This is a genomic window from Nocardia takedensis NBRC 100417, assembly GCF_000308695.1.
Classification (GTDB): Bacteria; Actinomycetota; Actinomycetes; order Mycobacteriales; family Mycobacteriaceae; genus Nocardia; species Nocardia takedensis.
Genome location: NZ_BAGG01000032.1, coordinates 101,756 through 126,891 on the forward strand (window position 1 = coordinate 101,756; position 25,136 = coordinate 126,891).

Genomic DNA, 25,136 nt, shown 5'->3' on the forward strand with positions numbered 1-25,136 from the left:
CCACGCACATCGCGGGGCCCGATGAACCCGTTCACCTCCGCGCGCCGTGTCGCCCGCTTCACCACGGTCATGTACAAGCCGCACTACCTGCTCTACGGCATCCTGTGGACGCTGGCGGTGGAGGGTACGGCGGCCCTGGTGACCGTCCCCGACACCCCGTGGCGGCCGACCGGCGCGACCCTGCTGCGCATCGTGGTCATCGCTTTCGTCCTGCTCTACCTGCGCATGGTCGACGAACAGAAGGACCTCGACTACGACCGCGTCCACAACCCGGACCGGCCGCTGGTCACCGGCGCGGTGAGCGCGGCCGAACTGCGGGTGTCGATGGCGCTGATCGCGGCGGGCGCGAGCGCCGCGAGCGCCGCGCTCTCGGCGGTCTCGGCGCTGTCGATCGCGGCGGCCCTCGGCTACGGCCTGCTGCTGTGGTGGTTCGAGCGACTCTCCGCGACGGTGCGCGCGAACGTCCTGCTGAACCTGGCGATCACCTATCCGGTGCAACTGCTGCTCACCGCCTACGTCCTGCTGTCGGCCGCGGACACCGACGAAACCGGACTCGGCTGGTCGCTCGTGCCCGTCGTGGTCCTGTTCGCGGGCGCGTTCCTCCAGTTCGAGATCGCCCGCAAGACCTCCCGAGACCCGCGTCCGGGCGAGATGTACTACTCCGAACCGCTCGGCGCCGGGGGCAGCGCGGCGGCGGCGCTGCTGTGCGCGCTGCTCGCCGCGACCCTCGCCGTGGTGCTGTCGCGTCCGTGGGACCACACGATGCCCGCCGCGCTGATCGGCTGGACCCCGCTGGCGCTCGCCCTGATTCCCCTTTCCGGGTGGTGGCGCTTCCACCGCTCCGCCGACCCCGACTACCCGGTGATACCCGCCGTCCTGTTCGTCCTGACCCTCTACCTCGCCTTGATCGCCGCCGCCCTCGTCCTGCCGGGCCGCTGATCGGCCTGGCTGGTGACTGGCCCGGCTGCTGATGGGCCTGGCTGCTTACCGGCTCGGCTGGTGATTGGCTCGGCCGCGATCCGACCGGCTGGTGATCGGCCCGGCTGGTGGTCAGCCCGGCTGCTGATCGCTCGGTCGAGACCGGGCGTCCCGCGCTTCTCGTCCGGGGATCGGAGCCGTGGGTGACCCGTCACCGGTGAGGACGACCGCCGCTGAACACCGTCCGCTCACGGCAGGACCGGGCGATCCGATGAGAGTGTCGTCGGGTCAGCGGGAACCGCCTCTAGGACGTTGTCCGGTGCGGCGGAGGCGACGGTGCGCAGCAGGCGGAAGCCCGAGCGCGCCAGCAGGTCCCGGTACTCGGCTTCGGTGCGTTCCCGGCCGCCGGTGTTGATGAGCATCTCCAGGTCGATGTACTTGCCGGGGTGCGGGCGGGAGTTCTCGGGCAGGACCAGTTCCACGATCAGCAGGCGCGCGTCGGGCGTCATCCGCTCGCGCAGCACGCCCAGGATGGCGGCGATCCGGTCTTCGTCCCAGTCGTGCACGATGTGTTTGAGCACGTAGGCGTCACCGTCGGGCGGCACCGACTCGAAGAACGAACCGGCCACCACCGTGCACCGGTCGACCACTCCGGCCGCGCGCAGTGCGCCAGGGGCGTGGGCTACCACCTCCGGCAGGTCGAACAGGACGCCGCGCGAACGCGGTGCGCGGCGCAGGATTTCGGTGAGGAAGCGGCCCTCGCCGCCGCCGACGTCCACGACCGTGTCGAAGCGCCCGAAATCGTAGGCGTCCAACAGCGCCGCGGTGGACAGGGTGCCGATACTGGTCATCGCGCGGTCGAAGATCTCGCCGAGTTCCCGGTCCTCGCCGACGAGTTCGAAGAACGGCTTGCCGTCGAGCACCGGTCCGATCGGCGCGCCGCTGCGCACCGAATCGACCAGGTGGGTCCAGTGCGTGCGGTGGATCTCGCTGCCGAAGAACAGCGCCGCGTCGCGCAGGGTGACCGGCGAATCGGCGCGCAGGGCGCGGGCGGCCGGGGTGAGCGCGTAGCGGCCGCGCGCGTCACGGGTGAAGATGCCGTGGCTGATGAGCAGGCGCAGCAGGCGGTGCAGTCCGTCCTCGTCGGCGCGTACCGCCTCGGCCAGTTGGGCTCCGGTGCGCGGGCCGTCGGCGAGCGCGTCGGCGATGCCGAGGGCCGCCGCCGCGTGCACGGCCTGGGTGAGCCATCCCGCCGTGAGCATCTCCATCAGCGCGAGGTGGCCCGGCACCATCCTGCGGTGCAGGCCGATCAGCGCCGAGCGCGCGAATTCCACGGCGCGGACGAGCGGAACGGGCGGGCGCGCGGTGAACGGCACGGCGACTCCTCGCGTGGCACGGTTGCGGTCACAGGCAGGGTACGTCGGTGGGGTGCCCGACGATAGCTTCGAACCGGTTCGGCGGGTCGCGGGCGACCAGATGGTCCAGATGGCAGCCGAAACCTGGCGAATCGCTGGAAGATAGCCGTCATTCGATCATCGACGCTCCCGGTCCGGTTCACCCACCGCGGAACCGCCCGTCGCGCCCGTCTCCGTCCGGAGCGAAGTTGATAACGGTTGGTGCCGTTATATGGAAGGGGGAGCGCGGAATTGGGACAGTATTCCTACGCGTCATGCGAGCGGAATGAGGTGCCCCATGAACACGTTGGTGTGCGGCGACTGCTGGCGACAGGACAATCTGACCTTCAAGCAGCGGTTGGATCCCGCTTTCATCCGGCCAGGCAACCGGTACCTGTGTCCGGAGCACTCCGCCCGGCACGACGAACTCCTCGGCCGCCACGGCCTCGGGAAGTCGGCCGCCTGAGCGCGGCTCAGTCCCCGGCGTTGCCCGCTCTGCTGCGTTCGCGTTCGGCCGCGGTGGCCAGATAGTCGCCGAGTTCCCGACGCAGCGTCGCCTCCAGCGAGCGCGCCAGGGTGCTGTGCACCGAGGCGACCGCGAGTTCGCGCATCTTCTCCAGCATCGCCGTGGTGTCGGCGATCTCGACGCTGGTCTCGGGCAGCCAGCCCGGACCGTGCTCGTCGACGATGTGCTGACGCGCGGCGCCGATCATGGTGTGCGCGATGTCGTCGATCTTGTCGGCGACCTTCGCGTAGATCTCGATCAGCGTGCGCAGTTCGAGCCCGTACTCGTGCAGTTCGGCGAAGGAGGCGAGTAGTTGGGTGTCGGTGAAGACGACGGTATCGCCCTCCGAGCGAACCAGTTTCATCTCCTCGAGCCGACCCACCAACTCGTCGGCCTCGGGACCGAGGATGGTGCCGATGAGTTCCCGCGCGACCTCGAAAGTCTCGTCCTCGCGCCACGGCGCCGTCACCGCGTGCTGGAGGCCGAGGACTTCGGTGAGATCCTTGCCGGTCTCCCAACTGGTGATGAAATCGGCGATGTGGGCGGTGGTGAACCCGCGCTGGAGCAGCGCGTCGATCAGCCGCAACCGCTCGAGGTGCGCGGGGCCGTAGATGCTGGCGCGCCCGTCCTTGCCGACGGGCGGCGGCAGCAGTCCCCGCTCCTGATAGGCGCGCACGTTGCGGGTGGTGGTGCCCGCGGCGCGGGCCAGATCGTCGATCCGGTACTCCACCGGCGCGCTCACCTCCTCACCCCTGTCCGCCCGCTGCCCGGCGACTCGCTGCCGGCAAGTCTAGTCCCGGGCCGCGGGCGGTCTCTCACCTGGGAACTGTCGCGAGTCCGACCCGTCGCGCGCCCGCCTCGAACGGCGCGGCCTCGTAGGCGGCGAGGTCGAACTCGCGCAACTGGCCGACGTACTGGGTGGCGAAACCCGGGTACATGGTGGCGTTGAAGCCGTCCTCGGTCAGATACCAACTGCGGCACCCGGAATTCCAGGTGGTCGCGGCCAGTCGGCGCTGGATCGTCGCGTTGTAGCGGTCCTGGCGGTCCTTGCGCACGTCGAGGACGCGCAGGTCGCGGGTCAGGATGGTCTCGATCGCGCTGACCAGGTAGTCGATCTGGGCTTCCATGTACACCAGCGCCGAATTGTGGCCCGGCCCCGAATTCGGCCCGAAGGTCAGGAACAGGTTCGGGTAACCGGCGACGGTGATGCTCTTGTACGCGTAGGCGCCGCCGGACCATTCCTCGGCCAGCACCCGGCCGTCGCGGCCGACGATCGGGATCGGCGTCCCGGTCTTGCTGACGTCGAAGCCGGTGGCGAAGACGATGCAGTCGGCGCGGTGCTCGACGCCTTCGGCGGTGCGGATGCCCTGTTCGCTGAGGCGCGCGATCGGCCAGGTGATGAGTTTGCAGTTCTCGGCCTGCAACGCGGGGTAGTAGTCGTCGGTCATCAGCAGTCGTTTGCAGCCCGCCCGGAAATCGGGGGTGAGCTGACGGCGCATCCACGGGTCGCGCACCTGACGCCGCAGTTGCGCTCTGCCGACCATCTCCACCACGCGGGTCAGCGGCGTGTTCCACACCACGCCCAGCGCCACCGATTCGTGGCCGTAGTACCAGAGCGCGCGCGCCGCGCTCTGCGCGCCGGGCACCCGCCGGTAGACCTCCCTGGTCAGCGGCCCGGTGCGCCGGTTGACCCGCGGCAGCACCCACCCCGGCGTGCGCTGGAACACCTTCACCGACGCGGCCTTGCGCACCAGTTCGGGCACGATCTGCACACCGCTGGCCCCGGTTCCGACGACGGCGACCCGCTTGCCGGTGAAGTCATAGTCGTGATCCCAGCGGGCGCTGTGGATCTTGTGGCCGGTGTAGTCCTCGATGCCGGGGATCGCGGGCAGGCTCGCCTCCGACAGCGGACCCGAGGCCAGCACCACCGCCCGCGCGCGCACCGTCGGACGGTCGCGCACGCTCACCTCCCACACGCCCGCCGCCTCGTCGAAGACGATCCCGGTGACGGTGCTCTCGAAGCGCACATGCGGCGCGAGCCCGAATTTCGCGGCCATCGACTCGATGTAGCCGAGGATCTCACCACTGCCCGAATAGGTGTGCGACCAGTCCGGATTGGGCGCGAACCCGTAGGAGTACAGCCGCGACGGGATGTCGCAGGCCGCGCCCGGGTAGGTGTTGTCGCGCCAGGTGCCGCCCAGCGCGGTGCCGCGCTCGAGCACCACGAAGTTCTCGATCCCGCGCTGCCGCAACCGGATGGCCGCGCCGACGCCGGCGAAGCCGCCGCCGATGATCGCGACGTCGAGCGGCCCGCTCTCGCTGCGCGCGCTCATGCGGCGGGCTCGTAGGTGAGTTCCTTCGACCACGTGGGGTCCTTGCGCAGCAACAGCTTCGGCACGCGCGCCGTCACCTTCACCAGCGTGTCGGCCAGCAGGTGATACGGGTGGTCGCGGTCCACGACCCAGGTCCCGTGCCGCTTGACGATCTGATACATCGGCAGCCTGCGCGCGAACTCGCTGCGCTCACCGACGTTGGCGTAGCGCTTGAGCGCCGTATACAGCTTCTCCTCGTCCACGCCCATCGCGACGATGTTGTCGCGCATCTTGTTCAGCAGCGGCACATAGCTGAGCACGCCGATCAGGAACGTCGGCTTGATCCAGCCGCCCACCAACTCGATCGCCAACTTGCGCATCTCCGCGTGCCCGAGCACGTCCATCACCGCGAAATCCACGGCCAGGTGCCGGGACTCGTCGGCGTTGATGCGCTTGAACACCTCCTGGCAGACCGGGTCCTCGATCTCGTCCATGATGAACTTGACCAACGCGCCGTCCAGGGCGACCTCGAGCATCGGGATCACCGTGCCCAGGAACGACAGCGACATGCTGTCGGAGTACCGGTCCAGGAAGTCGATGACGAGTTTGACGTTGATGTTGGGCTGGGGGATCTCGTCGCCCTCGAGCATGCCCCACCGGCGCATCAGCGCCAGTTCGGCGTTGGCGTGCTTCTGCTCCTCGGCGTGGAAGTAGCGGTAGATCTCGCGCAGCGTCTCGTCGGGGGCCTTCTTGGCCATCGCGGCGAAACCGCGCGCGCCCACGTTCTCGATCCACATCAGATCGGCCATGAACGGCTTGAGCCGGGCGTGCAGTTCGGGCGAGATCGTCTCGGCGCCGGGGGCGTCCCAGTCGATGTCGGCCAGCGCCCACTGGCGGTCCTTGATCTTGCGGAGCATCTCGTCGAAGTCCATGGCGATGGCCATCTCAGACTCCCGTCTTCTCGGTGACCGTGCGGTCGGGGGTGGAGTCGTCCTGCGGCAGCAGCCGATCGAGCAGGCCCAGGGCGTAGGTGTACTGCGCGGGGAACAGGCGCTTGAGCCGCCAGATGACCTGCGCGTCGAGTTGCGGCACGACGTAGAGCCTGCCGTGGTCGTGCGCGTCCAGGGTGGTGCGCGCGATGCGTTCGGGGGTGAAGCCGGTCAGCCGCATGAGGGTTTCGGCCAACCGCTGCGACCCGGCGGTGATGCGGCCGTCGCGGACCACGTTGGTCCGCACGAAGGTCGGGCACAGGACCGTCACCGCGACACCGGTTCCCGCGAGTTCGGCGGCCATCGTCTCCGACAGCGACACGACCGCCGCTTTGGAGGTGTTGTAGGCGGCCATCGACGGCGCGGCGGCGAAACCCGCGGCCGAGGCGACGTTGATGATGCCGCCGTGACCCGCCGCGCGCAGTTGCGGTGCGAAGATCTCGCAGCCGTTCACCACGCCCCACAGGTTGATCCCGAGCGCGAAGTCCCAGTCGGCGAAGCCGATCTCGCCGACGTGCTTGCCGCCGATCCCGACGCCCGCGTTGTTGACGACCAGCGTCACCGGCCTGTCGAACAGCGTCTCGGCGGCGTGCGCGAGCAACTGCACGTCCTCGCGGCGGGCCACGTCGCAGCGGACCGCGTGCGCCGCGCCGGGGTGGTCGCGTTCGATCAGCGCCACCGTCTCCTCGGCGCGCGCCTGGTCGATGTCGGCGCAGAGCACCCGGCCGCCGCGCGCGGCGATCTCGACCGCGAAGGCGCGCCCGATTCCGCTGCCCGCCCCGGTCACCACCGCCCGCGCGCCGCGGGTGCGCCGCGGGCCGCCGGGAAGCAGCCTGTCGAGTCCGAACATTCAACTCACCTTCTCGGAAACGGTGTGCGCGTCCAACGCCGCGCACAGGAATCGGGCGGCGCGTTCCAGCGCCGGATCGGCTTCGGCCGACAGCAGCGGCAGCGCCTGGAAGACGTGCACCTGGCCGGGCCAGATCTCCAGATCGCAGGACCCGCCGACCGCGCGCACCATGCGCTGGACCTCGCGCGCGTCCGCGCACAGCATCTCCGCGCCGCCCGCCTGGACCAGGATCGGCGGCAACGCCGAGCCCTCGAGCAGGCGCAGGCGCAGTCGGGGCGCGTCGGCCGGGTGGTCGCGCGTGTACTGGAGCGGGAGTCGGGCCGCGGCGGCCGCGGAGATCAGCGGATCGCGCCTGCGGCGTTCCTGTTCGGCGGCCAGCGTGAATGTGAGATCGACCAGCGGGGAGAACATCGCCACCCCGGCGGGTTGCGGGGCGCGGGTGCGGGCGTTCTCGATCAGCAGGTCCAGCGCGAGGTGTCCGCCGGCCGAATCGCAGGCCACCACGATGTCGTGCGCCGCGATGCCGCGATCGAGCAGCCAGCGGTAGCCCGCGGCCACGTCGTCGGCGGCGGCGGGGAAGCGGTGCTCGGGGGCCAGGCGGTAGTCGGTGAGGAAGACGGGCAGTCCGGTCTTCGCCGACAGTCGGGCGGCCAGCGCGCGGTGGGTGCGCGCCGAGCACAGCACGTATCCGCTGCCGTGAATGTAGTAGACGACCCGCGGTCCGAATTCCACGCCTGCCGCCCGCACCCATTCGCCGCGCACCGCGCCCGCTCGCACCCCGGTGACCGAGGTGCGGGCGGGCACGGGACCGCCCGCGGCCATCAGCGTGGCGATCAGCGTGCGGGCGAACCAGATGCCGGGGGGATTGAGGGGGACCGCGCAGTTCACCGGCCGCAGCAGGTATTCGGCGGCGGTCGCGGCCAAGGTGGCGCGCAGGGAAGCGCGCGTGGCCACCGCGGGGACCGAGGTCTTCATCGACCGTGTCATAGCCCCAGAATCATTTATCAATGTGCCATCTGTCAATGGCACATTGATGAAAGGTTGTTTTTGGGCTGGTCAGTACCCCCGCACCGGATCGACCGGCGCCAGCAGATCCCGTCCCGCCGCGAACCGGCGCACGTTCTCGCCCACGTGATCGGCCCACGCCGCCACCCGCAACTGCGGCGGATTCGAATCGTGCGGGGTGATGATCGCGTTCGGCAGCGACCACAGCGGATGACCCTGCGGCAACGGTTCCGGATCGGTCACATCCAAGCCGGCCCCCGCGATCGTCCCTGACGACAGCGCCGCCACCAGCGCCTCGGTATCGATCAGCGACCCGCGCGCCACATTCACCACCCACGACGCCGGCTTCAACCGGGCCAGCGCGTCCGCGCCCACCAGATGCCTGGTCTGCGCCGTCGCGGGCGCGGCGATCACCACATGGTCCGTGCGCGCCCACACCTTCGACAACTGGTCGGCCGCCACCGTCTCCACCGACTCCGGAATCCCCGGACCCGCCACCGGACGCCCGGACCGATTCACCGCGATCACGTGCACCCCCAACGGAATCAGCATCGGCACCAGCGCACGGCCGATGCCGCCCGCGCCCACGATCGTCACCGTCTTGCCGCGCAACGACCCGACATGCGGGAAGAACTCCTGCTGGCGCCACCGGTCGGCCCGCAGATGCTCCGGCAGATACCGCACCCCCGCCAACAGCAACGCCAACGCGTGCTCGGCCACACTCGCCGCGTACGCGCCCGCCGCCGAAGTGAACCGCACGTGCGGGTGGCGCTGGATGATCCCCGCCGCGAACCAGTCCTCCACACCGGCCGCGGGCAACTGCACCCACTCGACACCCGACGGCAGGTCGGCGGGAAACCCGTCCGGCCCGCCCACACTGATCAACGCCCTGGCCTCGGCCAGATCCGTGACCTTCCCACCCCCGTCGACCACCGCCCGCTCCAGCAGTGTCGGGGCAGGCCCGGAAGGACCGATCGCCACCGGTACGACTGGCTCGCTCATCACGCGACCCTCCTCATCGACCACCGACCGCGGCCGACGAAGACACCCGCCGACCCGGACGGGCCGCCGCCCGCCCGCGCAATCTAACACCGGCGAACCCGGCCGACCGGGGCCGACGGACGTGCCCACCCGGTGAGCGCGAGGAATCACCGGGATCGATATTCCGCGGCGGGCCTTCGGATCACGACCGAAGGCGTCGACTCACAGCCGATCGCGCGTCCGAGTCCGAGGTGTACGCGGTGGCGACCACGGGTCGTCGCGGTCTGTTCCGATGGCGGCCGAGCGGACTTCTTGTCGGGGTGCCGGTCGGGCGGTTCGGGGTCCCCGGGCGCGCGGCGCTCAGGCGTCGGGGTCGGGTGGGGTTTCCAGGCGGTCGCGGTCGGCCCAGGCCAGGAGAGGGTCCAAGGAGAACACGGCGTCGTCGATGCCCGCGTGCAGGTCGCCCAGGTCGGCGTAGCGGGGCGGGACGGTGGTCATGGTGAAGTCGCGGGGGTCGATGTCGGGGATCTCGTCCCAGTGGACCGGGGTGGAGACGGTGGCTTCGGGGACGCCGCGCACGGAGTAGGCGGCGGCGATGGTGTGGTCGCGGGCGTTCTGGTTGTAGTCGACGAACAGCATCTCGGGATCGCGGTCCTTGCGCCACCAGGTGGTGGTGACGTCCTCGGGGGCGCGACGTTCGACTTCGTGGGCGAAAGCCAGTGCGGCCCGGCGGACCTCGGCGAAACCCCATTCGGGGGCGATGCGGACGTAGACGTGCAGACCCTTGCCGCCGGAGGTCTTGGGCCAGCCGACCGCGCCCAGATCGTCGAGGACCTCCCGGACGACACCCGCGACCCGCTGCACCCGCGACCACGGGCAGTTCGGCATCGGGTCGAGGTCGATGCGCCATTCGTCGGGGCGTTCGGTGTCGGCGGCGCGGGAGTTCCACGGGTGGAACTCCACGGTCGACATCTGGACCGCCCAGATGACGTCGGCCAGTTCGGCGACGCACAGTTCGTCGGCGTGCCGTCCGTAGCGGGGAAAGAACACCCGCACGGTCGGGATCCAGTCCGGCGCGCCCGCGGGCAACCGTTTCTGGTGCACCTTGTCGCCCGCGAGTCCTTTGGGGAACCGGTGCAGCATGCAGGGCCGGTCCCGCAGCGCGTTGACGATGCCGTCACCGACGCTCAGGTAGTACTGGACCAGGTCGAGTTTCGTCGCGCCCGAGGCCGGGAAGTACACCCGGTCGGGGTTGGACACCCGCACCCGCCGCTCCCCGATGTCGAGTTCGATCGCGGGTGACGTGGATTTGCCTGCCACCCGTCCGACCCTAGCGGCCGGACCGGGGCGGCACATCCGGACACACCTCAGGTCACCGAGGCCAGGGCGAAGGGCAGTACGGCAGGCGCGCCCGCCGCGCGCAGGGTGTGGGCGGCCAGGGTGAAGGTCCATCCGGTGTCGGTGAGGGCGTCGACCAGCAGCAGCGGGCCGTCCAGGCCGGTGAGGTCCGGCGGCTCCCACGAGTCGTACAGTCCGGCGACGCGGTGGGCGGAGTTGGCGGCCGAGACCGGCGGGCGACCGGGGCGGGTGGGCAGGGTGCCGAGGTCGGTGAGTCGACCCACTTCGGCCAAACGCGCGGCGAGGGTGGCGGTGAGGACGGGATGGGTGGGGGATTCCAGGGCCAGCACGGCGACCGGCCTGGTGTCCCAGCGCCATTCGCGCAGCACCGCGACGCAGGCGTCGAAGACCTGGTCGGGGATCGGGTCGTCGGGGGCGTCGAGCAGGGCGCGCAGGCGCTGCCCCCAGCCGAGGTCGGTGAGTCGGCCCAGCGCGCGGCCGGTCTCCGCGCCCGCGCCGATCTTCCCGGACAGGTCGATGCCAAGGGTTCCCAGCCCCGTCGGCCACTGTTTGCGCGGCGTCAGGTCCAGTCCGGGACGGTCGAGTCGGGCGCGGGTGGCGGCGACGGAATCGTCGGCGACGCTGGTGTCCGGCCCGACGCCGGTGCAGTTGTCGCAGCGCCCGCACCCCGGTGTCGCGTCGGGGTCGGCGGGCAGGCCGGGATCGTCGAGTTGGCGGCGCAGGAAATTCATCCGGCAGCCGTCGGTGGTCTGGTAGTCGAGCATCGCGCGTTGCTCGTCGTCGCGGGCGCGGGCCAATCGCTCGTAGCGCTCGGTCTCATAGACCCACGGCTGACCGGTCGCCAACCACCCGCCGCGCACCCGCCGCACGGCGCCGTCGACGTCGAGGACCTTCAACACCATCTCCAGGCGCGAGCGGTTCAACTCCACGCGCGGTTCCAGCGCCGCCGTGGACAGCGGCCGTTCGGTCTCGAGCGCGTCGAGCACCGAACGCACCACGTGTTCGCGCGGGAAGGCGACCGAGGCGAAATAACTCCAGATCCGTTCGTCCTCGGGGCCGGGCAGCAGCACCACCTCGGCGCGGTCGGTACCGCGCCCGGCGCGGCCGACCTGCTGGTAGTAGGCGATCGGCGAGGAGGGCGCGCCGACGTGCACGACGAATCCCAGGTCGGGTTTGTCGAAGCCCATCCCCAGTGCCGAGGTGGCGATCAGCGCCTTGACCTCGTTGTTCAGCAGGGCGGCTTCCAGGACTTCGCGTTCGGCCGGGTCGGTCTGGCCGGTGTAGGCGGCGACTTTGTGCCCGCGTTCGGCCAGCACGTCGGCGAGGTCGTGGGCGGCGGCCACGGTCAGCGTGTAGACGATGCCGGACCCGCGCAGCGCGTCGAGGTGCTCGCCCAGCCAGGCCGTGCGCCGCACGGCGTCGGGGAAGCGGACCACCGACAGGTGCAGCGACTCCCGGTCCAGCGTGCCGCGCAGCACCAGGGTGCCTTCGGCCCCGATCTGGCTCGCGATGTCGGTGACCACCCGATCGTTGGCGGTGGCGGTGGTGGCCAACACCGGGATCTCGGCCCCGAGGTCGGCGACCAGGGTGCGGATGCGCCGGTAGTCGGGCCGGAAATCGTGACCCCAGTCCGAGACGCAGTGCGCTTCGTCCACGACGACCAGACCGGCGTCGGCGGCCAGGCGGGGCAGCACCTGATCGCGGAAATCGGGATTGTTCAGCCGCTCCGGGCTGACCAGCAGGACATCGATCTCGCCCGCCGCCACCCGCTGGTGGATGTGATCCCATTCGGTGACGTTGCCGGAGTTGATGGTGGCCGCCACGACGCCCGCCCGCTCGGCCGCGGCCACCTGGTTGCGCATCAGCGCCAGCAGCGGCGACACGATCACGGTGGGTCCGCGACCCGCGCCGCGCAGCAGTTTCGCGGCGATGAAATACACCGCCGACTTGCCCCAACCGGTGCGCTGCACGACCAGCGCGCGCTGCCGTCGCACCACCAGCGCCTCGATGGCCGTCCACTGGTCCTCGCGCAGCCGAGCCCGCGGCCCGGCCAGTTCGCGCAGCAGTGTCTCGGCCCGTTCCCGCAGGTCGGGCGCGGCGGTGTCGATCGCGGAGGTCCCACTGGCGGAGGTCATGGCCTCCATCGTGCCCCACACCACCGACACCGCCGCGTCCGGCGAATCCGGCCGGGGTGGACTCAACCCTTCACGCACAGCACCTGACGCAGCGTGGCCACCACGTCGACCAGATCGCGCTGGGCCTCGATCACCGCGTCGATGTCCTTGTAGGCGGCCGGGATCTCGTCCACCACCCCGGCGTCCTTGCGCGACTCCACCCCCTCGGTCTGGGCGACCAGGTCGGCGACGGTGAACTGACGCTTGGCGGCGTTGCGGCTCATCCGACGGCCCGCCCCGTGCGAGGCGGAGGCGAAGGAGTCCGGGTTGCCCTTGCCGCGCACCACGTAGGAGCGGGTGCCCATCGAGCCGGGGATCAACGCCAGGTCGCCCGCGCCCGCGCGCACCGCGCCCTTGCGGGTGACCAGCATCGGCGTCCCGTCGATCTCCTCTTCGGCCACGTAGTTGTGGTGGCAGGAGATCGGCTGCTCGAAGCGCACCGTACGGTCGCCGAACTCGTCGCGCACGGCGCCGCAGACCAAGGCCAGCATGACCGCGCGGTTGCGCGCGGCGTACTCCTGCGCCCAGGTCAGGTCGCGACGGTAGGCGTCCATCTCGGTGGTCCCCGCGACGAACACGGCCAGATCCCGGTCGGGCAGGTCGCGGTTGTGCGGGAGGTCGCGCGCCACGGCCATGTGCCGCTCGGCCAGTTCCTTGCCGATGTTGCGGCTGCCCGAATGCAGCAGGATCCACACCGCGTCGTGCTCGTCCAGGCACACCTCGATGAAGTGGTTGCCGCCGCCGAGCGACCCGATCTGCTTGCCCGCCTTGGCTTCCAGCGCTCGCACGCCAGGATGCAGGTCGGCGAAGCGGTTCCAGAAGCGCCGCCACCCGTTCAGGTCGCGAGCGAGCGTTCCGTGCGAGATTCCGGTGCGCGCACCCAGCTTCGCCACGTCGACCGGGTCGGTGTGCGACTGGAAGCCGACCGGCACGGCGGCTTCGATCCGGGACCGCAGCGACCGCAGGTCCTCGGGAAGGTCCGCCGCCGTCAGATCCGTCTTGACGCTCTCCATCCCGCACCCGATGTCGACGCCGACCGCCGCGGGGGAGACCGCGTCGCGCATCGCGATGACCGAACCGACCGTGGCGCCCTTGCCCAGGTGCACGTCCGGCATGACGCGCACGCCGTGCACCCACTCCAGTTGCGCGATGTTGCGCAACTGCCGCACCGCGGCGGGTTCGATCTCGTGCTCGTGGGCCCACATCAGCGTCCGCGCCCGGGTACCGGGCAACTCGACGGGAAACATCGGTTCGTCCTCTCGTTCTCCGTTCCACGGTAGAGAGCGAGCGGAGGCGACCGCACCCGATTTATTCCACGCCGTGCATCGCGTGGCGCGCGGAGTCGACGGGGCGCGGCGGGGCGACGGGGACCGGCGGCACGGTGCCGAAGGTGTCGCGCACCTGTTCGCAGGCCAGCACGATCCGCTGCACCTCGACGTCGGTGAGTTCGGCGTGCAGCGCGAATCGGACCAGCGTGCGGTGCCGCGCGGTGACCGGCGGGCACAGGATGGTCCCGAAGACGCCGCGCTCGGTGAGCAGGTCGCGCATCGCGATCGCGCGCTGATCGTGGCCCGCGGGCAGCGCGATCAGGTGCGCGGGGGTGGGCGGGACGTCGAAACCCAGGCCGGCCAGCGCGTCGCGCACCGTGGCCGCGATGTGCCGCAGGCGTTCGCGGCGGCGGTCGTCGGTGCGCACAATGTTGAGCGCGGCGGCCAGACCGGCGCGTTCGTGCGCCAGCAGACCCGCCGAGAACACCGACGGGTACGCCTCCATCGTGAAGTAGTCCACGAAATCGACCCCGTTGACGCAGACGAATCCGGCGCGGCCCGCGAACGCCTTGGACAGGCTCGCGGTGCGGAAGGGCACCCGTTCGGCGAGGCCGAGCGCGACCACCGCGCCCGCGCCCAGCGGTCCGTCGATGCCGAGAGCGTGTGATTCGTCCACCACCAGCAGGCTGCCGGTCTGCTCGGCCACATCGCAGAACTGCGCCAGCGGCGCGCGAGTGCCCGTGCCGCCGTAGAGCGCGTCGACGGCGATGATGCCGGGGCCGTAGGTGCGGATCTTCTCGCGCAGGTGGCCGGGGAAGTTGTGGCGGAACGGATGCAGCGGCGCCCCGGCCGCTTTCGCGGCCTGCCACAGCGACATGTGCGCGAGGCTGTCGATGTAGACCGGGAGGCGCGGGTCGGCGATCATCTGGAACAGGCCGATGTTGGCCTGCCAACCCGACTGACACACGATGCCCGCGGGTGCGCGCATGTGGTCGGCCAAGGCGCGTGCCAGTCGGTCGTCCTCGGTGTGCGGCGCGGTCGCGGCGTCAGAGATCGCCGCGGCGACGCGCGGATCGCCGCCGATGCGCAGGTAGTCCTCGCTGTCGAGCAGGATCGCGTCGGGTCCCGGCGCGCGGCCGTGCGCCACGTGCCGACCGCCCCATTCGCCGACCACCCGGCCGTACTGGAATCGGTCGACCCGGAACTGCACCTGCTCGGCGACAGTGGGAACCACGCGGAACTCCCTTCACTGGATATCTGGCTACCCGAGAGCACACATCGGCCCCGATTCAACCACCGCGCGCGGGAACTCGCCGGCGTTCGTCGGAAGTGGGCGCGGCGGAGCGGTATTCAGTGGTTGCGGGAGGTTTTCGGGGGCGGTGTCCGCAGGAGTTCCTCGATCGCGGCGGCGGTCGGGATGGACGCGCTCGCGCCGAGGACGGTGGTGGCCGACGCTCCGGCGGCGCAGGCGTAGGGCAGGGCGGTCTCCGGTCCGCGTCCCCAGGCCGCGACGAGCGCGCCGGTGAAACTGTCTCCCGCGCCGGTGGTGTCGACCACCCGCACCCGCGGACTCGGATAGGAACAATGCCGACCGTCCGGTCCTCGATACGTCGCGCCCGCCCCACCCCTGGTGGTGACCACGTGCGGCACCGAATCCACCACCGCGCCGAGCTGTTCCGCTTCGCCCGAATTGACCACCGCCACCTCGACATCCGCCCACAGCCGCGCGGGCAGTTCGGCGACCGGTGAGGGATTCAACACCACGACGGTCGCGTTGTCCCTGGCGTGCCGGGCCGCCGCCGCGACCGTCGCTATCGGAATCTCCAACTGGCACAGCAGGATGTCCGCGGCGGCGATCACCTCCAGATCCCTTCGATCCAACTCGGTGAGCCGGGCGTTCGCTCCGCCCACGACGATGATGCTGTTCTCCCCGCCGTCGTCGACGGTGATCGCCGCGATCCCGCTCGGGCCCGGGATGGTTCGCAACCGGTCCACGCCGACGCCGCTCGCGACGAGCGTCGACCGCAACTGTTCGGCGAACACGTCGTCGCCGACCGCGCCGAGGAATTCCACCCGAGCCCCCGCACGCCGCGCCGCGATCGCTTGATTCGCGCCCTTGCCGCCGGGCACCGTCGCGAAGGCCGTGCCGAGCACCGTCTCCCCGGGGGCGGGCCTGCGCGCGACGCTCGTCACCAGATCCATGTTGATACTGCCGAGCACGGCGACGGTGACCGGACGGCTGGCCCGGGGCTCGTACGCTGCGTCGCCCGCCGGTTCGGCGGAGGAGTCGGCGGTCGACCGAGGTTCGTCGGTGAGGGGCACGGCCGCGACCTTAGCCTCCACGTGTCCCGACCGGCGGCGGATGAGCGCCCGCTGTCCACGGTGTCCCTCTTGTGCGCGGGGGCGATTCGGTGGGGGTTGTCCTCCGGGTGCGCAGGGGTGCAGCGGTGCTACTGACGGCAGGCCCTATCAGTAGTCTGTGGGGTATGACGGCTGCAACGACGACGGGGGTCGACGCCCGCGAACTCGATACCCGCGAGGTGGTGCACGAGGCCGCGCGGCGGGCCCGGGTGGCCTCCCGCGCGCTCGCGCAGCTCACCACCGCGCAGAAGGATCAGGCCCTGCACGCGGCCGCCGACGCGCTGCTCGCGGCGTCCGCGACCGTGCTGGCCGCCAACGCCGAGGACATCGCGACCGCGCAGGCCGCGGGCACCGAGGAGGCGCTGCTCGACCGGTTGCGGCTGACCGAGGCCAGGATCGACGGCATCGCCTCCGGCCTGCGCCAGGTGGCCGGGTTGCCCGATCCGATCGGCACGGTGGTGCGCGGGTCGACACTGCCCAACGGGTTGGAGATCCGCCAGGTCCGGGTGCCGCTCGGTGTGGTCGGGATGGTGTACGAGGCCCGCCCCAACGTCACGGTGGACGCCTTCGGGTTGGCCCTGAAGTCCGGCAACGCCGCCGTGCTGCGTGGCTCCTCCTCGGCGGCGCACTCCAACGCCGCGCTGGTCGAGGTGTTGCGCGCCGCCCTTGTCGACCAAGGCATCCCGGCCGACGCGGTGCAACTGCTGCCCAGCCACGACCGCTCCAGCGTCACCCATCTGATCCAGGCGCGCGGCCTGGTCGACGTGGTGATCCCGCGCGGCGGGGCCGGACTGATCGCGGCGGTCGTGCGCGACGCCACGGTGCCCACCATCGAGACCGGCACCGGCAACTGCCACGTCTACGTGCACGCGGCCGCCGATCTGGACATGGCCGAGCGCATCCTGATCAACGCCAAGACCCGCAGGCCCAGCGTCTGCAACGCCGCCGAGACGGTGCTCATCGATGACGCCATCGCCACCGTCGCGGTGCCGAAGCTGATCGAGGCGCTGGAACGGCACGGGGTGACGGTGCACGGTGACCTGCCGGGCCTGATTCCGGCCGCCGACCGGGACTGGGGTGAGGAATATCTCAGCCTCGACATCGCCCTCGCGGTCGTCGAGGATCTGGACGCGGCCGTCGCGCACATCGACACTTGGGGCACGGGACACACCGAGGCCATCGTGACCGGCGATCTGGCCGCGGCCCGTGAGTTCACCGCCCGCGTCGACGCCGCCGCGGTCATGGTCAACGCCTCCACCGCGTTCACCGACGGCGAGCAGTTCGGCTTCGGCGCGGAGATCGGCATCTCCACCCAGAAACTGCACGCGCGCGGCCCGATGGCGCTGCCGGAACTCACCTCGACCAAATGGATCGTGTGGGGCGAGGGGCAGATCCGCCCCGTGTGACGGATCTATTCGCAACGGAAGGACACCACGTGGCTTCGCAGCAGAGTGCGACCCAGGAACCGATCTTCACCTCGGTCGACGATGTGATCGAGCGACTGGCCACCACCGGCTATCTCGCCGACAAGGGCACCGCGACCTCGGTGTTCCTCGCCGACCGCCTCGGCAAACCGCTGCTGATCGAGGGGCCCGCGGGCGTCGGCAAGACCGAACTGGCGCGCGCGGTGTCCCAGACCGCGGGCGCGGAACTGGTGCGGTTGCAGTGCTACGAGGGCGTGGACGAAGCCCGCGCGCTCTACGAGTGGAATCACGCCAAGCAGATCCTGCGCATCCAGGCTTCCAGCGAGAACGACTGGGAGGAGACCAAGGCCGATGTGTTCACCGAGGAATTCCTGCTCTCGCGTCCGCTGCTGACCGCGATCCGCCGCGCCGACCCCACCGTGCTGCTCATCGACGAGACCGACAAGGCCGACGTCGAGATCGAGGGCCTGCTGCTCGAGGTGCTCAGCGATTTCGCGGTCACCGTGCCCGAACTGGGCACCATCGTCGCCCAGCGCAAACCGTTCGTGGTGCTGACCTCCAACGCCACCCGCGAACTGTCCGAGGCGCTCAAGCGCCGCTGCCTGTACCTGCACCTGGATTTCCCGGACGAGGAACTCGAGCGGCGCATCCTGGCCAGTCGGGTGCCGGAGTTGTCGGCGGCCGTGGCCGCGCAGTTGGTGCGCATCGTGCACGTGCTGCGCGGGATGCAGTTGAAGAAGCTGCCCTCGGTGGCGGAGTCGATCGACTGGGCGCGCACGCTGCTCGCGCTGGGGTTGCACGACCTGGACGACAGCACGGTCCGCGCCACCCTGGGCGTGGTCCTCAAGCACCAGAGCGATCACCAGCGCGCGCTGGCCGAGCTGAAACTGGCCTGACGGTGGTGACCGGATCGGGGGTCGACCCGGACGTCGCGGGCGCGGCCCCGCACGGACTGCCGGGGCATCTGGTCGGATTCGTGGAGGCGTTGCGCGCCCGCGGCATCCCGGTCGGGCCGTCGGAGACGGTGGACGCGGGCCGGGTGGTCACCGTCATCGACCTGATGGACCGCGAAGTGCTGCGCGAAGGGCTGGCCTGTTCGCTGCTGCGCCGCACCACCCACCGCGCCACCTTCGACGGCCTGTTCGACCTGTGGTTCCCGGTGGCGGTCGGGCAGCGTTCGGCCACCGCCGAGGACATCGAGATCCCGCACGCGCCCGACGGCACGGTGGACATCGCCGCGCTGCGGGAGATGTTGGCCGAGTTGCTGTCCCGGGACGACGCGGGCGACCTGCTCGACCGGATGGCCGCGCAGTTGGTGGAACAACTCGGTCAGTACCAGTCCGCGCGCGGGCCGTCGTTCTCGGCGTACCAGGCGCTCAAGGACGTGCAACCGCAGACCCTGCTCGCCAAGATCCTGGCCGGTCTGGCCAACGGGCCCGGCACCAGCGAATTCGACACCGAGGTCGCCCGCCGCGCCGCCCGCGGGCGCATCGACGCCTTCCGCACCTCGGTGGAGGCCGAGACGCGCAGGCGTGTGGCCGAGCGGATCGGTCGCGAGCGGGTGGCGGGCTACGGCGTCGCCCGCCAGGCCGAGGACGTGGATTTCCTGCGCGCCTCCGAACGCGAACTGACCGAACTGCGCCGCAGCAGTCAGCGCCTGGCCCGCATCCTGGCCTCGCGGTTGGCCGTGCGGCGCAGGCACTCTCGGCGCGGCGAGATCGACCTGCGCAAGACGTTGCGCAAATCCATGTCCACCGGCGGCGTGCCGATCGACCTGGTCAATAAGAAACCGCGACCGGGCAGGCCGGAACTGGTGCTGCTGTGCGACATCTCGGGGTCGGTCGCCGGATTCAGCAATTTCACGCTGCTGCTGGTCAGCGCGCTGCGCGAACAGTTCTCCCGGGTGCGCATCTTCGCTTTCGTCGACCGCACCGACGAGGTGACCCGCTTCTTCGATCCGCGCACCCAACTCGATTCCGCGTTGACGGCGATCTTCACCGAATCCGACGTGATCGGCTACGACGGGCATTCCGATTACGGGTCCGCGCTCACCAGTTTCGCCACCGATTTCCCGGACGCGGTCACCAGTCGCAGTTCGCTGCTGATACTCGGCGACGGACGCACCAATTACCGGGACCCGGAACTGGAGACGTTGCGCACCCTGGTCGGCACCGCCAAACACGCGCACTGGCTCAATCCGGAACCGGTGCGGCAGTGGGGTTCCGGCGATTCCGCCGCCGACCGCTACCGCGAGGTCATCGAGATGCACGAATGCCGGTCGGCGGGCCAATTGACCGAGGTGGTGTCCCGGCTGCTGCCGGTGTGAGGAGGCGCGTGTGAACGGCGACGGACTGCTCGCGTACTGTCTGGCCAAACCGGGCGCACGAGAGGACGAGCCCTGGGAGGGCGATGTCGTGGCCAAGGTCGGCGACAAGATCTTCGCCTTCCTGGGCGCGGAGTCGGTGGGCCTCAAATGCGGGGCGAATCGCGCCGAGGCCGACGAATTGGTGCTCATGTACCCCGGGGACGTCACCGCCTCGGCCTATATCGGCCGCTACGGCTGGAACAGCGTGCGTCTGGGCGGTGCGGTGCCCGAGGCCGAGATCCGCGCCCTGGTCGACCAGTCCTACGACGCCGTGGTGGCGAAACTGCCGAAATCGAAACGGCCCGTCCGATGATGTTGCGGTTTCGCGGTCGCCGACGATAACCAGGTGATTCGGCGCCTGGGTTGGCGCGCGCCCGGCTTCGAAAGCATTCGTTAAGGAAACCGTTGGGCGCACTGTCCACGATCCACACCCATGGTGCAAGCAACGCCGGAGGGCACGGGGCCCGTCGACGGTGACGTGGTGACGGACAGGTATTCGTTTCAGGTGGATCTGCGGGGGATCGTCGACCTGCTCTCGCACCACCTGTATTCCAGTCCGCGGGTGTATGTCCGCGAACTGTTGCAGAACGCGGTGGACGCGGTCACCGCGCGGCGGCGGATCGATCCGCTCGCGCCGTCGGAGATCCGGATCGCCGTCGACGCGCACGGTCTGCGTATCACCGATCCCGGCGTCGGCCTGACCGAAGCGGACGTGCACCGGTTCCTGGCCACCATCGGCCGCTCGTCCAAACGCGACGACATCGAGGGCGCTCGTCGGGAGTTCCTGGGCCAGTTCGGAATCGGGCTGCTGGCCTGTTTCACCGTGGCGGAGACGATCCGGGTGGTCACCAGGTCGGCGGTCGACCCGGACGCACCGCCGGTGCGGTGGGTGGCGGCCGCGGACGGCACGTATTCGGTGCTGACCCTCGACCCCGGGCAGCATCCGGGGCCGGGCACCACCGTCGAGGTGACCCCGCGTCCGGGGGCGGCCGCGTGGTTCGAACCGGACCGGGTCTTCGCGTTGGTCCGCGAATTCGGTGCGCTGCTGCCCTACGAGGTCACCGTGGAGTCCGACGGACACGTGCGGACCGCCACCGACGGTGTCCCGGTGTGGCGGCGCGCCTACGCCTCGCCCGCCGAACGGCGTGCCGCGCTGTTCGAGTTCGGTGAGCGCACCTTGGGGTTCGCGCCGTTGGACGTCATCGAACTCGACGAGGACGGCGCGGGGGTGCACGGCGTCGCGTTCGTGCCCGCCCAGGCGGGCAACCCCGCCGACGGCAGCACCCACCGCGTCCACCTGAAGGGGATGCTGCTCGGCGACGCGGTGCGCGGATTGCTGCCGGACTGGGCGTTCTTCGTGCGCTGCGTGATCGACACCGACAGCCTGCGTCCGACCGCCTCGCGCGAAGGGCTCTACGAGGACGAGCGGTTGGCGATCGTGCGCGAGGCGCTCGGCGAGCGGATCCGCCTGTGGCTGACCGAGATCGCCGCCGAACAGCCGCAGCGCCTCGCGAATTTCCTGGCCGTGCACGCACTCGGGGTCAAGGCGGTGGCCCGGCATTCACCGGATCTGCTGCGGGTGATGTTGCCGCACCTGCTGTTCGAGACCACCGACGGACGCGTCCCGCTCACCGACTTCGCGCGCAACCACCCCGACGTGCGGGTGACCGCGACCGTCGAGGAATTCCGTCAGGTGGCGGCGACGGCCGCCGCGCAGGGGATCGGCGTGGTCAACGGCGGGTACGCCTACGACGCGGAGTTGGTCGCCCACCTGCCCGCGATGCTGCCGGGGGTGACGGTGCGCGAACTGGACGCCGAAGCCGTCACGGCCGCGCTGGACTCGGTCGACGCCGACGCCGAACTCGCGCTGACACCGGTGCTCGCGACCGCCCGCGCCGTGCTGGACCCGCTGGCCTGCGACGTGGTGCTGCGTGCCTTCCACCCGGTGAGCGTGCCCGCCCTGTACCTGGACAGTCGCGGCGCGCGCAACGAACGCGCCAGGGCCGAGGTCGCCGCCGATTCCGACGCGCTGTGGACCGAGATCCTGGGCGCGCTGGAAGCCGACGAACCGCGCGCCCGTCTGGTGCTCAACCACCACAGTCCGGTGGTGCGCCGACTCGCGCGCATCGATGATCCGGCTTTCCTGAGAACGGCCGTGGAATCGCTCTACGGCCAGGCGCTGCTGCTGACCCACCGCCCGCTGCGACCCGCGGACACCGCGCTGCTCAACCGGGCCTTCGGCGAATTCCTGGGCTGGGCGACCCTGCGCGCGGCGGGAGACGAGGCGTGAGCGCGCGACCGGAACCGGGCTGCGCGGACCGGGCGGGAACCGGCGCGCGGGCATGGGCGACGCGCACCCGCGCGACGCCGGGGGACACGACACACCGACGGCTCCGACCGAGCCGTCCGATCGCCGGATGCGGGCATCGCGGCGCGACCCAGGAGGGGTGAGGTGGACACCACCGAGATCATGGCGGAGCTCGCGCGGGCCCGGGGACTACCGGACGGCCGGACCCGCACGCAGCGGCTGGAGACACTGGCCGCCGCCGCCAAGCAGGGCGTCGATCGGGCGCTGGAGGGGCGCGTCCTGATCGACCTGGCCAAGGCGTACACCCACGCGGGCGAACGGGACCTGGCGCCGGTCACCTACGCCAGACTGCTGCACATCTACGACGAATACCCCGCCGAACTGGGGTCGCTGAGCCATTCGGTGCACTGGTACCTGAAGTGGATGACCTGGGGATTGATCGAGAGTCCGGCCGTGCCACTGCCGGTCATCCGCCGCTGGCTCGACGAACTGGACCAGCGCTACCGCGTCAAGGGCTACAGCCCGCGTCCGGTCCTGTCGCTGCGCGCCACGCTGGCCCGTGACCTGGGCGAGCACGTCGAGGCGGCGCGGCTGACCCGCGCGGCGGTGGCGGCCCCGAGCGACAGCATGTCCGACTGCGACGCCTGCGAACGCGACGACTGGGGCGCGACCGCCGCGGCGGCCGGGGACGACCGCACCGCCCTCGACCACTGGCAGCCCGTCCTCGACGGCGAGTCCACCTGCGCGGAACAGCCGCACCGGATCGCCTCGAGGGCGCTGCTGCCCCTACTGCGTCTGGGTCGTTCGGCCGACGCGCGCCGCGCCCACCTGGTCGGCTATCCGCTGGTCCGGCACGCCGAGGGTCTGCGCGACGCCGTCGCCCGGCACGTGGAATTCTGCGCGCTGACCGGCAACGAGGCCCGCGGCCTGGAGATCCTCACCGAGCACGCGGGGTGGCTCACCGATTCGGGGACCGACGCGGGACTGCGCCTGTCCTTCGCCGGCGGGGTGTGCGTCCTGCTGAACCGGCTGAGTGAACTCGGACTCGGACAGTCCCCGCTCGGCACGGGCACGGTGGCCTCCGTGCGCGCCGGACTCGGCGTCGAACTCGCCGAACTCGCCGCCCGCTACGACGCGCGCAACGGCCACGGCGTGGTCGGCGCCGCGGTCGCCGCGCGGCTGGCCCGCCGCCCGCTGCTCGACCACCTGCCGCTCGGCATCAAGGTCGGCCTGTCCGAACCCCTGCCCGCCCGCGCGGCCGATCCGGTGGCCGGTGAATCCGAGCGGGCCGCCGAGGCGATGGCGCTGGCCGAGGAGGCCGCCACCCACCTGCTCGACGACCCGGCCTTGGCCGAGAAGCAACTGCGCCGCGCCTTGGCGCTCGGGGTGCGGGCGCTGCCGCCGGAACATCTGGCCCGGCTCGGGTCGCAACTGGTCATGGTGATGTCCGGACAATCCGGGCGCGAGGAGGAACTCGCGGACGCCGCCCTGCACGCCGCCGCCCGCTGGGACGGCATCTCCGACGCCGACGCCACCCACCTCACCTTCGTCGCCGCCCGCGCCTTCCACCGGGCGGGCAGGCACGGTGAGGCCGCCGCGCTGTTCGAGCAACCGCTCGCGGCGGGCAACACCCCCTACCCGGACACCGAGATGGCGGTCCTGCGCTCCCAGTACGGCCGTTCCCTCGGACTGCTGGGACGGCACCGCGACGCCGCCCGGCAGTTCGTCGAAGCGGCGGCCCTGGTGCAGCACCGGCCCGACCGGTTGCCTCTGCGCGCCGAACTCGCGGCCTCCGCGGCTACCGCCCTTGACGCCTGCGGGGCCGACGACCAGGCGCGGGCCGCCTACCTGCGCGCGGCCGAACTCTGGGGCGAACTCGACCAGATCGCCGCGCGGGCGCGCTGCCTGCGCTCGGCCGCGTGGCTCCAATTCTGGCGTGACAGTGCGACATCCGACGAACAAGGCGCGCTCACCACCCTGCGCGACCTGCTCGCCGAACTCGAAGCGCGCGACCAGACCCCCGAGGTCGCGGGCGAACTCGCCCAGACCAGAAGACAACTGGCGAACATGGAATCCCACGAGGTCTGACCCGACCGTTGGCGGATCATAAGAACCCTTTCAGCGGTGGCGCGCACTGTCGGATCAGCGACCGGGACAGCCCCGGCCGACTCGACAATTCGGAGATCGACATGAGGAAGTTCGCCGCATTCGCCATCGCAGGGGTGCTGACCGCCACGCTGACCGCGTGCGCGGCCGGGGTGGAGCACGGCGAGCTCACCCCGGCCGCGGGCCAACAGCAGGTGTGCGCCCAGGGCGGGTTCACCGCCGCCTCGGTCCGCCTGCAAGGCCCCTGGTACACCGTGGACGTACCGCAGGTCGCGGGCGGTACGGACGCCGCGCGCACCGAGTTCAACACCGCCATGCGCGGCCTGGCGCAGGGCTGGATCGACCGGGTCGACGGGACCATAGTCCTCGAACCCGGCGCCGGTCAGGTGACCTACCTGGGCACCCGGGTGCTCAGCGGTCTGCTGGTGGTCAGCGTGAACGGCGGCGGAGCGCACCCGAACAACGCGCTCGAGACGCACGTCACCAACGCCGACACCGGCGCACCGATCACCCTCACCGACCTGTTCACCGACGTCCAGGCCGGACTCGACGTCCTCGCCGAACAGGCCGCGATCGAGGTCCCCAAGACCCGGGCGGGCGACACCTACTCCAAGAGCGGCATCGAAGCCGCCGAATTCAACTACCGACTGTGGCTGGCCACCCCCGGCGGCATGGAGATCCACTTCGGCGAGATCGCCTCGCACGCGGCGGGCGACATCGTCATCACCGTGCCCTGGTCCAAGCTGGCCTCGGTGCTGAAGCCCGGCATCCGCGAGGTCGTGAGCAGCTGAGCGCCGACCGGTGTCCCGGGCCGCCG

Annotated in this window: 21 protein-coding genes; 9 read left to right on the plus strand and 12 right to left on the minus strand. The window is 70.9% G+C overall.

What is annotated here, in order from left to right:
• The first annotated feature begins 21 nt into the window (after nucleotides 1–21).
• Nucleotides 22–939: a membrane protein gene (locus ON30_RS07540; RefSeq protein ID WP_040705170.1), complete on the plus strand. Its 918-nt coding sequence runs from the start codon at nucleotides 22–24 to the stop codon at nucleotides 937–939.
• Nucleotides 940–1,166: 227 nt separating this feature from the next.
• Here ON30_RS07540 and ON30_RS07545 read toward each other — a convergent pair whose 3' ends face one another.
• The gene (locus tag ON30_RS07545) at nucleotides 1,167–2,294 is read right to left on the minus strand and encodes a methyltransferase (RefSeq protein WP_040705172.1); all 1,128 of its coding nucleotides are present in this window, start codon (nucleotides 2,292–2,294) and stop codon (nucleotides 1,167–1,169) included.
• A 316-nt stretch (nucleotides 2,295–2,610) separates the two neighbouring features.
• Here ON30_RS07545 and ON30_RS38900 point away from each other — a divergent pair, with 316 nt between their 5' ends.
• Complete coding sequence (locus ON30_RS38900; RefSeq protein ID WP_157183649.1) at nucleotides 2,611–2,778, plus strand: hypothetical protein; 168 nt, start codon at nucleotides 2,611–2,613, stop codon at nucleotides 2,776–2,778.
• A 7-nt stretch (nucleotides 2,779–2,785) separates the two neighbouring features.
• On the opposite strand, the gene ON30_RS07550 is transcribed toward ON30_RS38900, so the two are convergent.
• From ON30_RS07550 to ON30_RS07600, 11 genes are all read right to left on the minus strand, one after another.
• Nucleotides 2,786–3,559: a MerR family transcriptional regulator gene (locus ON30_RS07550; RefSeq protein ID WP_245553966.1), complete on the minus strand. Its 774-nt coding sequence runs from the start codon at nucleotides 3,557–3,559 to the stop codon at nucleotides 2,786–2,788.
• A 73-nt stretch (nucleotides 3,560–3,632) separates the two neighbouring features.
• Nucleotides 3,633–5,150, minus strand: a complete 1,518-nt coding sequence (locus tag ON30_RS07555) for a flavin-containing monooxygenase (RefSeq protein ID WP_083911208.1) — start codon at nucleotides 5,148–5,150, stop codon at nucleotides 3,633–3,635.
• Nucleotides 5,147–6,067 carry a reductase gene (locus tag ON30_RS07560; protein ID WP_040705294.1) on the minus strand — a complete coding sequence of 307 codons (921 nt, stop codon included), beginning with the start codon at nucleotides 6,065–6,067 and terminating at the stop codon, nucleotides 5,147–5,149. The genes ON30_RS07555 and ON30_RS07560 overlap by 4 nt, the downstream gene beginning before the upstream one ends.
• A 7-nt stretch (nucleotides 6,068–6,074) precedes the next feature.
• Nucleotides 6,075–6,968, minus strand: a complete 894-nt coding sequence (locus ON30_RS07565; RefSeq protein WP_051029038.1) for an SDR family NAD(P)-dependent oxidoreductase — start codon at nucleotides 6,966–6,968, stop codon at nucleotides 6,075–6,077.
• Nucleotides 6,969–7,955 (minus strand): alpha/beta hydrolase, encoded by a 987-nt coding sequence (locus ON30_RS07570; protein WP_040705174.1) that lies wholly within the window; start codon nucleotides 7,953–7,955, stop codon nucleotides 6,969–6,971.
• A 69-nt stretch (nucleotides 7,956–8,024) separates the two neighbouring features.
• Nucleotides 8,025–8,975: a D-isomer specific 2-hydroxyacid dehydrogenase family protein gene (locus ON30_RS07575; RefSeq protein WP_040705176.1), complete on the minus strand. Its 951-nt coding sequence runs from the start codon at nucleotides 8,973–8,975 to the stop codon at nucleotides 8,025–8,027.
• Nucleotides 8,976–9,314: 339 nt separating this feature from the next.
• Nucleotides 9,315–10,274, minus strand: a complete 960-nt coding sequence (ligD, locus tag ON30_RS07580; RefSeq protein WP_040705178.1) for a non-homologous end-joining DNA ligase — start codon at nucleotides 10,272–10,274, stop codon at nucleotides 9,315–9,317.
• Nucleotides 10,275–10,321: 47 nt separating this feature from the next.
• Nucleotides 10,322–12,448, minus strand: a complete 2,127-nt coding sequence (locus ON30_RS07585; protein WP_040705300.1) for a RecQ family ATP-dependent DNA helicase — start codon at nucleotides 12,446–12,448, stop codon at nucleotides 10,322–10,324.
• Between the two features lie 62 nt (nucleotides 12,449–12,510).
• Nucleotides 12,511–13,734, minus strand: a complete 1,224-nt coding sequence (locus ON30_RS07590; protein ID WP_040705180.1) for an RtcB family protein — start codon at nucleotides 13,732–13,734, stop codon at nucleotides 12,511–12,513.
• 61 nt (nucleotides 13,735–13,795) lie between these two features.
• Nucleotides 13,796–14,989 (minus strand): aminotransferase class I/II-fold pyridoxal phosphate-dependent enzyme, encoded by a 1,194-nt coding sequence (locus ON30_RS07595; RefSeq protein ID WP_051029040.1) that lies wholly within the window; start codon nucleotides 14,987–14,989, stop codon nucleotides 13,796–13,798.
• Nucleotides 14,990–15,105: 116 nt separating this feature from the next.
• Entirely contained in the window at nucleotides 15,106–15,975 is an 870-nt protein-coding gene (locus tag ON30_RS07600) for a ribokinase (RefSeq protein WP_281004715.1), read from the minus strand.
• 266 nt (nucleotides 15,976–16,241) lie between these two features.
• On the opposite strand from ON30_RS07600, the gene ON30_RS07605 reads away from it, so the two are divergent.
• From ON30_RS07605 to ON30_RS07635, 7 genes are all read left to right on the plus strand, one after another.
• Nucleotides 16,242–17,522 carry a glutamate-5-semialdehyde dehydrogenase gene (locus ON30_RS07605; RefSeq protein WP_040705182.1) on the plus strand — a complete coding sequence of 427 codons (1,281 nt, stop codon included), beginning with the start codon at nucleotides 16,242–16,244 and terminating at the stop codon, nucleotides 17,520–17,522.
• Nucleotides 17,523–17,551: 29 nt separating this feature from the next.
• Nucleotides 17,552–18,436, plus strand: a complete 885-nt coding sequence (locus tag ON30_RS07610; RefSeq protein WP_040705184.1) for an AAA family ATPase — start codon at nucleotides 17,552–17,554, stop codon at nucleotides 18,434–18,436.
• A gap of 5 nt (nucleotides 18,437–18,441) precedes the next feature.
• Nucleotides 18,442–19,866, plus strand: coding sequence for a vWA domain-containing protein (locus ON30_RS07615; RefSeq protein WP_040705306.1), 1,425 nt, complete (start codon nucleotides 18,442–18,444; stop codon nucleotides 19,864–19,866).
• 10 nt (nucleotides 19,867–19,876) lie between these two features.
• Nucleotides 19,877–20,218: an MmcQ/YjbR family DNA-binding protein gene (locus ON30_RS07620; protein WP_040705186.1), complete on the plus strand. Its 342-nt coding sequence runs from the start codon at nucleotides 19,877–19,879 to the stop codon at nucleotides 20,216–20,218.
• 120 nt (nucleotides 20,219–20,338) lie between these two features.
• A complete protein-coding gene (locus ON30_RS07625; protein WP_051029041.1) occupies nucleotides 20,339–22,195 on the plus strand; it encodes an HSP90 family protein in 1,857 nt (618 codons plus the stop codon).
• A 162-nt stretch (nucleotides 22,196–22,357) separates the two neighbouring features.
• A complete protein-coding gene (locus ON30_RS07630) occupies nucleotides 22,358–24,301 on the plus strand; it encodes a hypothetical protein (protein ID WP_051029042.1) in 1,944 nt (647 codons plus the stop codon).
• 101 nt (nucleotides 24,302–24,402) lie between these two features.
• The gene (locus ON30_RS07635) at nucleotides 24,403–25,110 is read left to right on the plus strand and encodes an RsiV family protein (RefSeq protein ID WP_051029043.1); all 708 of its coding nucleotides are present in this window, start codon (nucleotides 24,403–24,405) and stop codon (nucleotides 25,108–25,110) included.
• Nucleotides 25,111–25,136 lie beyond the last annotated feature (26 nt).

Excerpts from the sequence above, each read along its gene's own strand:
- ON30_RS07540 (WP_040705170.1), top strand. The coding sequence starts at position 22 with ATGAACCCGTTCACCTCCGCGCGCCGTGTCGCCCGCTTCACCACGGTC.
- ON30_RS38900 (WP_157183649.1), top strand. The coding sequence starts at position 2,611 with ATGAACACGTTGGTGTGCGGCGACTGCTGGCGACAGGACAATCTGACC.
- ON30_RS07555 (WP_083911208.1), bottom strand. The coding sequence starts at position 5,150 with ATGAGCGCGCGCAGCGAGAGCGGGCCGCTCGACGTCGCGATCATCGGC.
- ON30_RS07565 (WP_051029038.1), bottom strand. The coding sequence starts at position 6,968 with ATGTTCGGACTCGACAGGCTGCTTCCCGGCGGCCCGCGGCGCACCCGC.
- ON30_RS07570 (WP_040705174.1), bottom strand. The coding sequence starts at position 7,955 with ATGACACGGTCGATGAAGACCTCGGTCCCCGCGGTGGCCACGCGCGCT.
- ON30_RS07575 (WP_040705176.1), bottom strand. The coding sequence starts at position 8,975 with ATGAGCGAGCCAGTCGTACCGGTGGCGATCGGTCCTTCCGGGCCTGCC.
- ON30_RS07585 (WP_040705300.1), bottom strand. The coding sequence starts at position 12,448 with ATGACCTCCGCCAGTGGGACCTCCGCGATCGACACCGCCGCGCCCGAC.
- ON30_RS07590 (WP_040705180.1), bottom strand. The coding sequence starts at position 13,734 with ATGTTTCCCGTCGAGTTGCCCGGTACCCGGGCGCGGACGCTGATGTGG.
- ON30_RS07605 (WP_040705182.1), top strand. The coding sequence starts at position 16,242 with ATGACGGCTGCAACGACGACGGGGGTCGACGCCCGCGAACTCGATACC.
- ON30_RS07625 (WP_051029041.1), top strand. The coding sequence starts at position 20,339 with ATGGTGCAAGCAACGCCGGAGGGCACGGGGCCCGTCGACGGTGACGTG.
- ON30_RS07635 (WP_051029043.1), top strand. The coding sequence starts at position 24,403 with ATGAGGAAGTTCGCCGCATTCGCCATCGCAGGGGTGCTGACCGCCACG.